Genomic DNA, 13,230 nt, shown 5'->3' on the forward strand with positions numbered 1-13,230 from the left:
TTCAAGCCTGGCTTGCCCGGCACTGCGAGCAGGCGCCGCGCCCGGAGGGGGCAAGCGTGACGCAAGGCATCGTGCTGTGGCGCCAGAATGACCAGTGGCAGCCCGTTGCGCTATGGCCCAGCCAAGCCGATGGTGCGGCGTTGCTATCGCTTGCCGAGGAGGTGCGTGAGGCAGGGCGCGGCATGGTCAGCCAACTTGACGAGGCGAGTTTGGCCATTGCCTATCCGGTAAGGGATCTGGTGGACACTTCCTCTTCGGCCAGGGATGGCACTGGGCAAGTTCTGATCGGAGCCGTTGCCCTATGCATTTCGGTGCCTGAAACGTTGCAAGGAATCGACCTCGGAACCTCCGCCCTACGTGCCAGCCTGCCAGAACCGCTGCAGCGGGGTGAGCGCCAGGCGAAGGCACGCACCGCAATCCATACAATGTTGTTGCCGTTGATGCGTCGGCTTGAAGACGGTGTTGCGGCTCTAGAGCGCGATGCCCTGCAGCATCGATACCGCAGCGTGAATCAGCGCCAGGAAAGCCTCTCCCGGCACCTCGCCCTGCTGGCTGCAGTGCTTGCCGAAGCCCGTTTCACCGCTGCTGCCATGCAGCTCGTTTCACGTCTGGCCAGCCACTTCGAGGCGGAGCGGGTCAGCCTGGGGTGGCGGCGCGGGGCGCGTACCCGGGTCGAACAGATCTCTCACAGTGCCCAGTTCAATCGAAAGATGAACCGTATCCGCGCCACGGAAACTGCCATGGATGAGGCCTTGGATCAGCGCGGCAGCGCCCTTTGGCCGGCTCCCTGCGCGGCAGGCTTGAACCACCGGGTTGCGCGTGCTCAGGCTGCACTGGGCGAGCTGACAGGGTTGCCGGCGGTGGTCAGTGTGCCGCTGCTGGATGGAGCGCAACCGTTGGGGGCCGTCTCCCTGGAGCGCGAAGCGCCATTTACCGAGCAGGAAGTCGCCGCACTGGAGAGCCTGCTGGCACTGTGTGCCCGTGCGCTGGAGGAGAAACGGCGTAACGACCGACCGCTGCCGTTCAAGGTGGCCGTGGCCGGCGGCGAGCAGTTGGGCCGCCTGCTGGGTCCCGGTCACTTGGGGTACAAGCTCGGCGGGCTGATGCTGGTGGGGGTGTTGGGCTTCGCCACTTTCGCCACCGGGGTCGATCGCATCTCTGCCGATGCAGTGCTCGAGAGCCGCGAGCAGAGGGTGATGACGGCACCGTTTCGCGGCTATATCGAGGATGCGTTGGTGCGCCCCGGCGACCGGGTCGAGGCGGGGCAGCCCCTGGCCAGCATGGAGACTCGCGACCTGTTGCTCGAGCGGCTGCAGTGGCAGAGCGAGTTGGCCAAGTTCGAACGCCAGGAGCAGGAAATGCGTGCGGGCGGCGATCGCGCCGGCCTCAATGTGCTGGCAGCCCAGCGCGATCAGGCCCGGGCCAGGCTGGCACTGGTCGATTCCCGGCTGGAGCGTGCCACGCTGCTGGCACCTTTCGCCGGCGTAGTGGTTAGCGGGGATCTGACCCAGCGCCTTGGCGGCTCCGTGGAACAGGGCGAGGAGCTGTTTCGGGTTTCGCCACTGGACGACTTTCGCCTCGACCTGGAGGTACCGGAAGGGCGCATCGACGACGTTCAGCTTGGTCAGCGCGGAGAACTGGTGCTGGCCGCGATGACAGACCGGCGATTGCCGTTCGTTGTCGAGCGGATCACTCCGCAGAGCCGTAGCAGCGATGGCAGCAGCCGCTTCGTCGTCGAGGCCAGTCTCGAGCGTGATGCCGGGGGGGGCGACAGCGAAATAAGGCGTGCGCTGCGCCCGGGCCTGCAGGGCGTGGGCAGGATCGAAGCCGGTGAGGGTAGGCTGATCACCATTTGGACACGTGAACTCATGGATTGGCTACGCCTCACGCTCTGGCGCTGGTGGGGTTGAATCATGGCGGGACCGCTTTTCAGCCAGCATTGGCATCGAGTGGCAGGCTTGCGCCTGCGGCTGCGCCGGCATGCCAGCCTGCACCGCCACGAGTACCGAGGCGAACCGTGGTATGTGCTGCACGACACCCTGACCGGGCAGGTACACCGCTTCACGCCGGAGGCCTACCAGATCATCGGCCGCCTGGACGGCAAACGCACGCTGCGCGACATCTGGGAACAGGTCAGCGCCTCGCTGGGCGATGCCATGCCGACCCAGCAGGAACTGATCTCGCTGATCGGGCGCCTGCATGGGGCCAATGTGCTTTCGGGGTATGGCGATATCGACGTAGACGAGCTCTCCCGACGCCAGGCCCGTCAGAAGCGTGGCAAGTGGCTGCAGCTGATCCGCTCACCGCTGGGCATTCGTGTGCCGCTGCTCGATCCGGAGCGCTTCATTGCGGCGAGCTACCCGTTGGTGCGGCCCTTGTTCAGTCGGCTGGGGGGGGCGCTCTGGCTGGCTACCTTGCTGCTGGCGCTGGTGGTGGCCGGCGTGCACTGGCAGCCGCTGACCGACAACCTGGCCGACCGGGTGTTCGGCATCGGCAATCTCGTGATGCTGGCGCTGGTTTATCCGCTGATCAAGGCGCTCCACGAGCTTGGGCATGCCTGGGCCACCAAGGATGCCGGTGGCGAGGTGCACGAGATCGGCGTGATGCTGCTGGTGTTCTTCCCGGTACCTTATGTCGATGCCAGTGCCGCGGCGGCATGCCCCGACAAGGGTCAGCGCATGCTGGTAGGGGCGGCCGGTATCCTGGTAGAGCTGTTCCTGGCCTCGCTGGCCATGCTGGTGTGGGCCGTGGCCGAGCCGGGCCTGATGCGTGCCATGGCGTTCAACGTCATGCTCATAGCCGGGGTCTCGACGCTGTTGTTCAACGGCAACCCGCTGCTGCGCTTCGATGCCTACTACGTGCTGGCGGATTACCTCGAGATCCCCAACCTGTTCAATCGGGCCAACCAGCAGCTTGCCTATGCAATCAAGCGCTATCTGCTGGGGCGACGCGACGTGACCAGCCAGGCACGCTCCAGACGCGAGGCTTGCTGGCTGACCGGCTATGCGCTGGCGTCGTTCGGCTATCGCCTGCTGATCATGGTGACCATTGCCGTGTTCGTGGCCACCAAGTACCTGTTCGTAGGCGTTCTCCTGGCCCTATGGTCGGTGACCATGACGCTGCTGTTACCCCTCTTCAAGCTGCTGAAGGCGATGACGGTGGATGACTCTCTACAAGGTTCGCGGTGGCGTGCGTGGGGCTGGTTGGTTGCCGGCCTGGCAGCGGTTGCGCTGCTGTTGTTCATGGTGCCGATGCCATACGCGACCCAGGTGCACGGGGTCATCGACATCCGCGAACCGGCGCAGGTGCGCGTTGGCGTCAGTGGCGAACTCGCCGAGCTGTGGGTGGAAGACGGCCAGCTGGTGGAGGCAGGAGACCCACTGATGCAGATTTCTGCCCCGGAACTGGGCGCCGAGGTGCAGATGTTAGAGGCGCGTCGGCGCGAGATCGAGCAGGAACTGGTTGCAAGCGTACGCGACACTCAGGCGGCTTCCATCCTGCGTGAGACGCTGGTGCCGGTCATGCGACAGCTCGACGACGCGAAGGAACGGGCAGATGCCACGATATTGATCAGCCCGCATTCCGGCCTGCTGCTGATGCCGGATGGCACACCGCCACTGGGCAGCTACCTGCAACGCGGCGCTGCCGTAGGCGTGGTGGTGCGACCCGAGGATCTGCGCATTCGTACTCTGTTGCCAGCTCATCAGGTCGAACGGGTACGCGACGACACCCGTCAGGTGCGCTTGCGCTTGCCCGGCCATGAGCGGGACGCGGCCGGTAGCCTGCTGTGGGTCTCGCCCAGCTCCGATCACTCGATTCCCAGCCCGGTGCTCAGCGTCGAGGGTGGAGGGCACGTGGCAATCGACCCTACGGCCAGGGCCGACGATGGCTCGCCACAGGCGTTTCGTCGCCATTACCTGGCAGATTTCGCTGCTGATGGTCTGTTGCAGAGCGGCCAGATGTTGCACCTGGGGGGGCGCGTCCACGTGCGCATCGCGCATGCACCGGAGCCCATCGGCTATCGACTTTGGCGCGACCTGCGCCGCTCCTTCCTGAGACTGTTCGAACGATGACGGAGCGAGTGGCGAGTATTCGAGCGAGGAGGCGTGCGGCATGGTGCTGATGAAATTGCCCGCCGATGTCCTGTCGCGCCCCGAACGTGCCCTGCTGCCGCCGGGCAGTCTCGAGCGGCCTTGGCACTGGCTGCGCTCCAAGCTGCACCGGCCGGCGACACTACGTCGGCTTGGGCTGCGAGCGCAGCTGCCGGGTATTCACCGGCATGCCACGCGCTTGGCTGCCCTGAGCCCGCAGGCGCTCGACGAGGAACGCGATGCGTTGCGCCTGCGACTGTCTCGTCATGGCGTGACGTCACGCCTGGCACGTCATGCCTTCGCTCTGGTGCGGGAGGTATCACGGCGTGAGCTGGGCATGGCGCATCACGATGTACAGCTGCTGGGTGGCCTGGCGATGCTGGGTGGGCGTATCGCCGAGATGCATACCGGTGAAGGCAAGACCTTGACGGCAACGCTGCCGGCGGCGGCTGCTGCCCTGGCCGGCATTCCCGTGCATGTCATCACGGTCAACGATTACCTGGCGGCTCGCGACGCTGAGCTGATGGCACCGGTCTATCGCGCGCTCGGCCTGAGCGTGGCGTCCATCGTCCATGAAATGCCGCCCCATGAGCGCCGTGCCGCCTATGCCGCCGATGTGGTCTATTGCACCAACAAGGAACTGGTCTTCGACTACCTGCGCGATACCCAACTGCTGGGTCGCCATCGTCACCCCCTGCAGGCTCATGCCGCGCGCCTGCTCGGTGAGCTGCACGACGAACGCTTGTTGCTGCGTGGCCTGCACTTCGCCATCGTCGACGAGGCCGACAGTGTCATGCTCGATGAGGCGCGCACGCCGCTCATTCTCTCCGCGCCGGCGGGCAACGAGGCACTGGATATCGCGCTGCTGGACGAAGCGCTGGCACTGGCCGGCGAGTTCGAGGAGAACGCGGACTTCGTGCGCGAGAAAGGGCAGATTCACCTGACCGAGTGCGGTCGGCAGCGACTGACCGAGAAGGCTCAGGCATTGAGCGGGAGTGGCTGGGTGGGGCGCTCGCGGCGGGAGTGGCTGATCCAGCAGGCGCTGGTGGCGCGCCACCGCTTCCAGCGCGACCATCACTACCTGGTGCGTGACGGCAAGGTGCAGATCATCGACGAGCATACCGGGCGTGTAATGGCGGATCGCAGCTGGGAGAAAGGGCTGCAGCAGATGATCGAGCGTCTTGAGGACTGCGAGCCGAGTCATCCCAACGTGACGCTCGCGCGCCTCACCTACCAGCGTTTCTTTCGTCGATATCATCATCTTTCGGGCATGACCGGCACGGCGAGGGAGGTGCGCGGAGAATTCTGGCGTACCTACCGTCTGCGCGTGGTGGCGATTCCGCCGCATCGGCCCAGTAAGCGGCTGTACTGGCCAACCGTGAGCGCCGCGAGGAAGCAGGACAAATGGGAGTGGATCGTCGCGCGAGTGCGCGAGCTAGGTGGCCAGGGGCGGGCGGTGCTGATCGCCACAGTCAACCTGGAGGATTCAGAGGCACTCTCGCAGCGGCTGGCAGAGGCGGGTATCGAGCATGCCATGCTCAATGCACGCCAGGATGCCGAGGAAGCCGAGACCGTGGCCCGCGCCGGACGCAAGGGGGCCGTGACCGTGGCCACCAGCATGGCGGGGCGTGGGACAGACGTATCGCTAGACGCCGAGGTCAAGGTGGCGGGCGGCCTGCACGTCATCATCGCCGGTCATCATGATGCGTCGCGGGTGGATCGTCAGATCGCTGGGCGCTGCGCGCGCCAGGGCGACCCGGGAAGCGTGGAGTTCGTGGTCTGCGAAGAGGATGAACTGCTCGATGAACTGGAAGGTTGGCAGCGTCATCTGGGCCTGCTACCGGTACGCCTGAGGCGGGCGCAGCGGCAGCGCGAGGCGCGTCATGCGCGGGAACGCGCGAGGCTGCTGGACGCCGACTGGCGAGAGGATGGGCAGTTGGGTTTCAGTGGGAAATCGGAGTGATGGCTGAGAATGAGGAGCCGTATGAGTCAGGTCTTGCATCGTGGCGTAATGGTACCGCTGGCTCTGGCCACCGGCCTGTGGGGAAATGTGACGATGGCTCAGGATGTCGTCGAAAACGGGTTCGGTGAGCTGAGCTGCCTGGTCGAGCCGGGTAGGCAGGCGACGCTCTCGAGCCAGGTGCCAGGAGTGATCGACGGCATCCAGGTCGAACCCGGCGATCAGGTCGAGGCTGGAGACACGCTGTTCACCTTGAAGCGGGACGTCGAGCTTGCCAGTGTCGCGTTGGAGCGGGCGCGATCCGACTACGCCGAACGCCGTGTACAGCGCAATCAACGCATGATCGAACGTGGCATGCTCAGCGAGAGCGAACGCGACGAGATCGATACCGAACTGCGTCTGGCACGCATGCAGGTAAACCTGGCCAATTCCCGGTTGGAGCAGATGACGCATCGTGCCCCGTTCGCTGGTCTGGTCACCCAGCGACTGGCGGAGGAGGGGGAGTATATTGACGCCACCCCGGTGCTTGAACTGGTTCAGCTCGACCCACTGCGCGTGGAAGCGGTCATGCCCTTGACCGTCTACGGTGCCATCAGCGTGGGTGATCGCCTTACCGTCGAGCTGCTCGCCCCCTCCAAGCGTTCGGTCAGCGCCGAGGTGCAGCGGGTCGACCGAGTGATCGATGCCTCGAGCGGTACTTTTGCCGTCGGAATGACGCTGGAAAATCCGGCGGGAGAGATCCCGGCAGGCATCAACTGCAGGCTTGCGCTTCCTGATTGAGCGTTAGCCGATTGAATGGTTTCGTGGTGATTACGCGCACCAAAACGGCTATGGAAGCCTTTTCCATGCGCTTGCTTGGTGCAGGAGCCGGAATCATGACATACAGCGGCGTATTGTTGAGAGGAGCAGGCAAAGTTTCGTCAACCCGGTGAAATGTCGATAAAGCTGGTGCATGATGTTTCTCGATGTCACAAAGGAGAAACCTCATGCCTACACCATCGACTGCTGTGTGCCACCTGCACGAAGTGCTGGATCACTGGGTCTCTCAGGCCCAGGCTCAACTGGCAGCTCGCGACGCCATCGCGGCCTACATCGGCTGATACGCCACACTGCCGAGGACCAGGGAGGGTCCGAGCTTTACCTCTTCTCCTGTTTCTCTCGCCTCCTGCACTCTCTTCTTTTTACTCAACCATTTTCAATCTTCCGGCTTTCGTCTTCACCCTCCCTTTGCCTACCGCTGCCGTGGCGGCAGGATGCGCCCGGGGTTCATCAGCCCGTCGGGGTCGAACAGCGCCTTGATGCCTTCGGCCAGCTCGCGTTCCACCGGCGATAGCCGGGCCAGGTAGGCCGGCTGCTTGGTGCGGCCGATGCCGTGCTCGGCGCTGATGCTGCCGCCGACACCGTCGAGCACCTCGAACAGGTGTGCTTCCAGGTCGTGCAGGTGGCGGCGCTTATCGGCCTCCGGCATGGCCGGCGGTGGCAGGATGTTGAAGTGCAGGTTGCCGTCGCCGACGTGGCCGTAGGCGATGATCTCGCAGTCGGGCGAGGCTTCCATCACCCGGCGGCTGGCCTCGTGGAAGAAGCCGGGGATCGCCGAGATGGGCACCGAGATGTCGGTGCGCAGGTGCTCGCCGCGGCGGCGCTGGCCTTCCAGCATGCTCTCGCGGAACTGCCACAGCTGGCGCGACTGGGCTTCGCTGCTCGCCAGCGCGCCGTCGAGGACCAGCTCGCGCTCCATGCCCTGTTCCAGCAGGTGCTCGAGCATGGCGCCGAGGTCCAGCGGCCCGCTGGCGCTGACCTCCAGCAGCACGTACCAGGGGTAGCTGCGGTCCATGGGGTCGCGCAGTTCGGGTGTCGCCTCCATGGCGAGTTCGATGCAGCGGCGCGGGATCAGCTCGAAGGCGCTGAGCAGGTCGCTGCAGTCGCGCCGGGCGAAGCCGTACAAGGCGACCACCGCCTCCAGCGAGGGCAGGCCGAGCAGGGCGGTGCGGGCCTGGGTGGCGCGGGGCGTGAGCTTGAGCACGGCGCCGGTGACGATGCCGAGGGTGCCCTCGCTGCCGAGGAACAGCTGCTTGAGGGCATAGCCGCGGTTGTCCTTGTGCAGGGCGGTCATGCCGTCCCACACGCGGCCGTCCGGCAGCACGACCTCGAGCCCCAGCACCAGTTGGCGCATCATGCCGTGGCGCAGCACGTTGAGCCCGCCGGCGTTGGTGGCGATGTTGCCGCCGATCTGGCAGCTGCCCTGGGCGCCGAGGGCGAGCGGGAACTCGCACTCGTGCTCGGCCGCGGCCTGCTTGACGTTCTCGAGAATGCAGCCGGCATCCACCGTCAGGGTGAAGTTGATCGGGTCGATGGCGCGAATCCGGTCCATGCGCTCCAGGCTGATCACCAGTTCGTGGCCCTCGGCGGCGGGCAGGGCACCCGCCACCAGGCCGCTGTGGCCGCCCTGGGGCACCATGGGCACGCCGTATTCGCGGCACAGCCGCACGGTCGCCACGACCTCCTCGGTGGAGGCCGGCCGGGCCACGGCCAGCGGCATGCCGAGCCGGTCGCCGGCCCAGTCGGCCACGTAGCGCGCCATCTCCGTGGGCTCGCGCAGCAGCCCGCGCTCGCCCAGGCGCTCGACGAGGGCGGCGAGAAAGGCGTCACCTTGCATGTCAGCGCTCCTCCTGCCAGGCGGCGCCGTCCGGGAAGCGGTGGCGGGCCAGCGATTCGGCGTGCATGGTGATGCTGTAGCCCGGGGCCTCGGGCACGCGGTAGCGTCCGCGTTCGATCACGACCGGGTCGACGAAATGCTCGTGCAGGTGGTCGACGTACTCCAGCACGCGCCCCTCCAGGCTGCCGGAGACGGCGATGTAGTCGAACAGCGAGACGTGCTGAACGTATTCGCACAGCCCGACGCCGCCGGCATGCGGGCAGACCGGCACGCCGAACTTGGCGGCCATCAGTGCCACCAGGATCACCTCGTTGAGCCCGCCCAGGCGGGCGGCATCGAGCTGACAGTAGTCGAGCGCCTCGGCCTGGAAGAACTGCTTGAACATCACCTTGTTGTGGCAGTGCTCGCCGCTGGCCACGCCGATGGGGGCGACGCGGTGGCGTATCTCGGCATGGCCGAGGATGTCGTCGGGGCTGGTGGGCTCCTCGATCCACAGCGGGTCGAACTCGGCCAGGCGGCGCATCTTGGCGATCGTCTCGTCGACCTCCCAGACCTGGTTGGCGTCCATCATCAGCACGTTGTCCCAGCCGATCTCCTCGCGCAGCAGGGCGGCACGGCGGATGTCCTCGTCGAGGTCGCCGCCGATCTTCTGCTTGAAGTGGGTCCAGCCTTCGGCCAGCGCCTCCCGCGCGAGGCGGCGCACCTTGTCGTCGGAGTAGCCGAGCCAGCCGGCCGAGGTGGTGTAGGCGGGGAAGCCGTCGCGGCGCATCTCGGCTTCGCGCTCGGCCTTGCCGGCCTGGCGCCGGCGCAGCAGCGCGACGGCTTCCTCGGGGGTGAGGGCATCGGTGACGAAGCGGAAGTCCAGGCAGCGCACCAACTCTTCGGGGGTCATGTCGACCAGCAGCTTCCACACGGGCTTGCCTTCGCGCTTGGCCCACAGGTCCCACACGGCGTTGACCAGGGCCGCCGTGGCCAGGTGGATCGCGCCCTTGTCGGGGCCGATCCAGCGCAACTGGCTGTCGCCGGTCATCTCGCGCCAGAAGGCGCCCATGTCGGCGGTGATCGAGGCGAGCGTGCGACCCTCGACCAGGTGGGCCAGGGCGTTGACCGCGGCAACGACGATCTCGTTGCCGCGGCCGATGGTGAAGGTGAGGCCATGCCCCTCGGTGCCGCCGTCGTCGACCCGCAGGATCACGTAGGCGGCGGAGTAGTCCGGCGCGGCGTTCATGGCGTCCGAACCGTCGAGGTTGCGCGAGGTGGGAAAGCGGATGTCTTGTACTTCGACCCGGGAAATGGTGGTCATGCTGCCTCCTGGCGAGGGGGTGCCTGTCGCGGAAGTATCCGGTCAAGCCGACGTATGCCTGGCCGGGGCGCGTCTGACATGCTATCTGTGTTGTATTGTATGACAGGTATGCCACACCAGTGTCACTCTAGCGCAAGGTGCCAGGCCGGGTCGACAGGCCGTGGTATCGGCATGCAACCGATCAACCAACCGAGGGGGTTTCCAGCGATGCTCGATGAGTGGAAAGGCAAGCGTGTCCTGATCACCGGGGCCAGCCGGGGGATCGGGGCCGCCGTGGCGCGGCAGATGGGCGCCCTGGGGGCGCGGGTCGCCGTGCATTACCACGCCAGCGCCGACAAGGCCGAGGCGGTGGCGGCCGACATCCGCGCCGCCGGCGGCGAGGCCGCGACGATCAAGGGCGATGTCAGCCGCTCCGAGGAAGCCCGGCGGGTGGTCGACGAGGCCGTCGAACGCCTCGGCGGGCTGGACCTGCTGATCAACAATGCCGGCGACATGCTGGGGCGCATTGCGCTGGGCGAGATCGACGACGCCCACTACGACCGCGTGATGGATCTCAACGCCCGCTCGGTGGTGATGGTCTCCCAGGCGGCGCTGCCGCACTTCCGGCGCGCCGGCGGCGGCAACATCATCCATACCTCGTCGATCGCGGCGCGTAACGGCGGTGGGCCGGGCGCGGGGCTCTACGCCGCGGCGAAAGGCTTCGTCAGCACCCTGACCCGCAACATGGCCAAGGAGCTGATGGACGACGGGATTCGGGTCAATGCCGTGGCGCCGGGGGTGATCACCACTGACTTTCACGCGCGTCACTCCACCGAGGAGCAGCTGGCCGCGGCGGCCGCCTCCATTCCCATGGGGCGCACGGGGGTCGCCGAAGAGTGCGTGGGCGCCTACGTCTTCTTGGGCAGCGACAGCATGAGCGGCTACGTGAACGGCCAGATCATCGAGGTCAATGGAGGCCAGTTGATGCCATGAACCAGACTTCATCGTCCGCCGGGAGCAGCCGCCGCGCCTTCGACCTCGCCATCACCATGGGCGACCCCGCCGGCATCGGTCCGGAGATCATCTGTCGCGCCGTGGCCGCCATGTCGGCCGGGGAGCGGCGCTCGGTGCTGCTGGTCGGCGACCCCGCCATCTACCGCCGCGCCGCGGGCCTGGTCGAGGCGCCGCTCGATTTCGTGGCGCTGGACGAGGCCCGGCCCGACGACGATCGGGTGGCCATCGCCGAGGTGGCGGCGAGCGCGGATGAGCCGATCCCCGACGGCCGCATCAGCGCCGGCGGCGGCGACCTGGCCTTTCGCTGCGTCGAGCGTGCGGTGGCATTGGTGCAGGCCGGGCGCGCGCGGGTGATCGTCACGGCGCCGCTGAACAAAGCGGCGCTGCATGCCGCCGGCCACCACTACGACGGCCACACCGGCATGCTGGCGGCGCTCACCCGGGCACCTTCCTCCTTCATGCTGCTGGCCTCCGAGCGGCTCTCGACGCTGCACGTTTCCACCCATGTCTCGCTGCGCGAGGCGATCGCAAGGGTCACCCCGGAGCGCATCGCCGCCACGGTGAAGGCGGGCCACGCGCACCTGGTCGAGCTCGGCATGGCGCGGCCGCGCATCGCGGTGGCGGGGCTCAACCCCCACTGCGGCGAGGGCGGCATCTTCGGCGACGAGGACGACCGCATCATCGCCCCGGCGGTGCGGGCACTGTGCGACGAGGGCTTCGAGGTCAGCGGCCCGATCCCGGCCGATACCGTCTTCTACCGCGCCTCCCGCGGCGAGTTCGACCTGGTGGTGGCGCAGTACCACGACCAGGGCCACATCCCGGTGAAGCTGATCGCCTTCGACACCACGGTCAACGTGAGCCTGGGGTTGCCGATCCGGCGCACGTCGGTCGATCACGGCACCGCCTTCGACATCGCCTGGCAGGGGCGCGCCGATGCCACCAACATGGGCGCGGCCATTGCCTACGCCCGGCGCCTGGCGTCGCGGCGAGCGCCGGCGTGACGCTGGACGTGGCCATCGTCGCCGACGACCTGACCGGGGCGCTCGACGCCGCGGCCCCCTTCGCCGAGCGCGGCATGACGACGCGCGTGGCGCTGACGCTTGCCGGGCTGGATGCCGCCCTGGCGGCGGGGCCGAGGTCGCCCCAGGTGGTGGCGGTGAACACCGGCTCGCGGCACCTCGCGGCGGCGGCCGCGGCCCGGCGCGCGGAGGAGGCCGCCGAACGGCTGCGCGGCTGCCACCCGCGGCTGTTGCTGAAGAAGGTCGACTCGACCCTGCGCGGCCAGGTGGTGGCCGAAGCCGTGGCCCTGCGGCGCCTCGCCGGCCAGCGCCTGCTGGTGTGCCCGGCGGTGCCGAGCCAGGGGCGCAGCGTGCAAGGGGGCGAAGTGTGGGTCGATGGCGAACCGCTTGCGCGCAGCGCCTATGCCCGCGATGCCCTGTCGCCGCCGCTGGCCGGCCCGCTGGATCGCGCCTTCGCGGCGGGTGGCGTGCCGCTGGTGCGCCACGTGCCCGCCCCCGGACGCTCGCTGCCCGAGGCGGATTGCGTGGTCGACGCCGCGGACGACGCGGCGCTGGGCCGTATCGCCAGCCGGCTGCTCGAGGCGCCGGACGCCTGGCTGCCGGTGTGCGCCGCGGGCCTCTCTTGCGCCCTGGCCCAGGGCCTGGCGGGGCCGCCCCGGCCGCTGTCCAAGCCCGAGGCGTCGCGCCTGCTGCTGGCGGTCGGCTCGCGCGCGCCGCGTGCCGCGCGCCAGCTCGCGCGGCTGCGCCAGGCGTTGCCCGAGGTGGCCTGGCGCCGCGCCTGCGCGGCGGGGGAGGACGCCGCCGGATCCGCCGTGACCGTGGTCGTGCCAGGCGTGCCCGACACGGCAAGCCCGGGGGCCGAGGCGGTGGCGACGGCCATGGCCGACGCGGTCGTCGCCGCGGCTGGCGATGGGCGTGGGGTGCTGCTGTTCCTCTCCGGCGGCGATATCGCCCTGGCCGTGCTGGCGCGTCTCGGTGCCGAGTTCATCGCGCTTGGCGGCGAGTGGTGCCGCGGCGTGCCGCTGGGGTACGTCGACGGTGACGCCGAGCGCCCGGTGATGACCAAGGCCGGCGGCTTCGGCGAGGAGGACCTGCTGGTGCGACTGGTCGCGTGGACTAGACATTCGTCGTAGGTTGAGGGTTCCATTTGCAGCGAGCCAGGCGACGGACTAGGTTTCCTTATGATGGTATGACACGTATACAAGAAC

Annotated in this window: 9 protein-coding genes; 7 read left to right on the top strand and 2 right to left on the bottom strand. The window is 67.7% G+C overall.

Annotated features, from left to right (window positions below; translation table 11 throughout):
- The first annotated feature begins 56 nt into the window (after nt 1-56).
- Genes DIS04_RS00335 through DIS04_RS00350 form a run of 4 tightly spaced genes read left to right on the top strand, consistent with a single transcriptional unit; the run spans nt 57 to nt 6,831 of the window.
- Nucleotides 57-1,910, top strand: a complete 1,854-nt coding sequence (locus DIS04_RS00335) for a GAF domain-containing protein (RefSeq protein ID WP_162622992.1) — start codon at nt 57-59, stop codon at nt 1,908-1,910.
- A gap of 3 nt (nt 1,911-1,913) precedes the next feature.
- On the top strand, nt 1,914-4,073 hold the full coding sequence (locus DIS04_RS00340; RefSeq protein ID WP_111411738.1) for a biotin/lipoyl-binding protein: 2,160 nt from the start codon (nt 1,914-1,916) through the stop codon (nt 4,071-4,073).
- 40 nt (nt 4,074-4,113) lie between these two features.
- Complete coding sequence (locus DIS04_RS00345) at nt 4,114-6,054, top strand: preprotein translocase subunit SecA (RefSeq protein WP_111411739.1); 1,941 nt, start codon at nt 4,114-4,116, stop codon at nt 6,052-6,054.
- A gap of 21 nt (nt 6,055-6,075) precedes the next feature.
- On the top strand, nt 6,076-6,831 hold the full coding sequence (locus DIS04_RS00350) for an efflux RND transporter periplasmic adaptor subunit (RefSeq protein WP_111411740.1): 756 nt from the start codon (nt 6,076-6,078) through the stop codon (nt 6,829-6,831).
- Between the two features lie 451 nt (nt 6,832-7,282).
- Here the strand turns inward: DIS04_RS00350 and DIS04_RS00355 are convergent, their stop codons facing one another.
- Together DIS04_RS00355 and DIS04_RS00360 are read right to left on the bottom strand one after the other, a co-directional pair.
- On the bottom strand, nt 7,283-8,707 hold the full coding sequence (locus DIS04_RS00355; RefSeq protein ID WP_111411741.1) for an FAD-binding oxidoreductase: 1,425 nt from the start codon (nt 8,705-8,707) through the stop codon (nt 7,283-7,285).
- A gap of 1 nt (nt 8,708) precedes the next feature.
- A complete protein-coding gene (locus DIS04_RS00360; protein WP_111411742.1) occupies nt 8,709-10,010 on the bottom strand; it encodes an L-fuconate dehydratase in 1,302 nt (433 codons plus the stop codon).
- A gap of 207 nt (nt 10,011-10,217) precedes the next feature.
- Between DIS04_RS00360 and DIS04_RS00365 the strand changes: the two genes are divergently transcribed.
- From DIS04_RS00365 to DIS04_RS00375, 3 genes are read left to right on the top strand one after another with little or no spacing between them, the layout of a single operon-like run.
- On the top strand, nt 10,218-10,982 hold the full coding sequence (locus DIS04_RS00365) for an SDR family NAD(P)-dependent oxidoreductase (RefSeq protein WP_111411743.1): 765 nt from the start codon (nt 10,218-10,220) through the stop codon (nt 10,980-10,982).
- The gene (pdxA, locus tag DIS04_RS00370) at nt 10,979-12,004 is read left to right on the top strand and encodes a 4-hydroxythreonine-4-phosphate dehydrogenase PdxA (protein ID WP_111411744.1); all 1,026 of its coding nucleotides are present in this window, start codon (nt 10,979-10,981) and stop codon (nt 12,002-12,004) included. The genes DIS04_RS00365 and pdxA overlap by 4 nt, the downstream gene beginning before the upstream one ends.
- Complete coding sequence (locus tag DIS04_RS00375) at nt 12,001-13,155, top strand: four-carbon acid sugar kinase family protein (RefSeq protein ID WP_245904443.1); 1,155 nt, start codon at nt 12,001-12,003, stop codon at nt 13,153-13,155. Before pdxA ends, DIS04_RS00375 begins: the two co-directional genes overlap by 4 nt.
- The last annotated feature ends 75 nt before the right edge of the window (nt 13,156-13,230 follow it).

Source organism: Billgrantia lactosivorans (genome assembly GCF_003254665.1).
Lineage (GTDB): Bacteria > Pseudomonadota > Gammaproteobacteria > Pseudomonadales > Halomonadaceae > Halomonas > Halomonas lactosivorans.

Excerpts from the sequence above, each read along its gene's own strand:
- DIS04_RS00340 (WP_111411738.1), top strand. The coding sequence starts at position 1,914 with ATGGCGGGACCGCTTTTCAGCCAGCATTGGCATCGAGTGGCAGGCTTG.
- DIS04_RS00355 (WP_111411741.1), bottom strand. The coding sequence starts at position 8,707 with ATGCAAGGTGACGCCTTTCTCGCCGCCCTCGTCGAGCGCCTGGGCGAG.
- DIS04_RS00365 (WP_111411743.1), top strand. The coding sequence starts at position 10,218 with ATGCTCGATGAGTGGAAAGGCAAGCGTGTCCTGATCACCGGGGCCAGC.
- DIS04_RS00350 (WP_111411740.1), top strand. The coding sequence starts at position 6,076 with ATGAGTCAGGTCTTGCATCGTGGCGTAATGGTACCGCTGGCTCTGGCC.
- DIS04_RS00360 (WP_111411742.1), bottom strand. The coding sequence starts at position 10,010 with ATGACCACCATTTCCCGGGTCGAAGTACAAGACATCCGCTTTCCCACC.
- DIS04_RS00345 (WP_111411739.1), top strand. The coding sequence starts at position 4,114 with ATGGTGCTGATGAAATTGCCCGCCGATGTCCTGTCGCGCCCCGAACGT.
- pdxA (WP_111411744.1), top strand. The coding sequence starts at position 10,979 with ATGAACCAGACTTCATCGTCCGCCGGGAGCAGCCGCCGCGCCTTCGAC.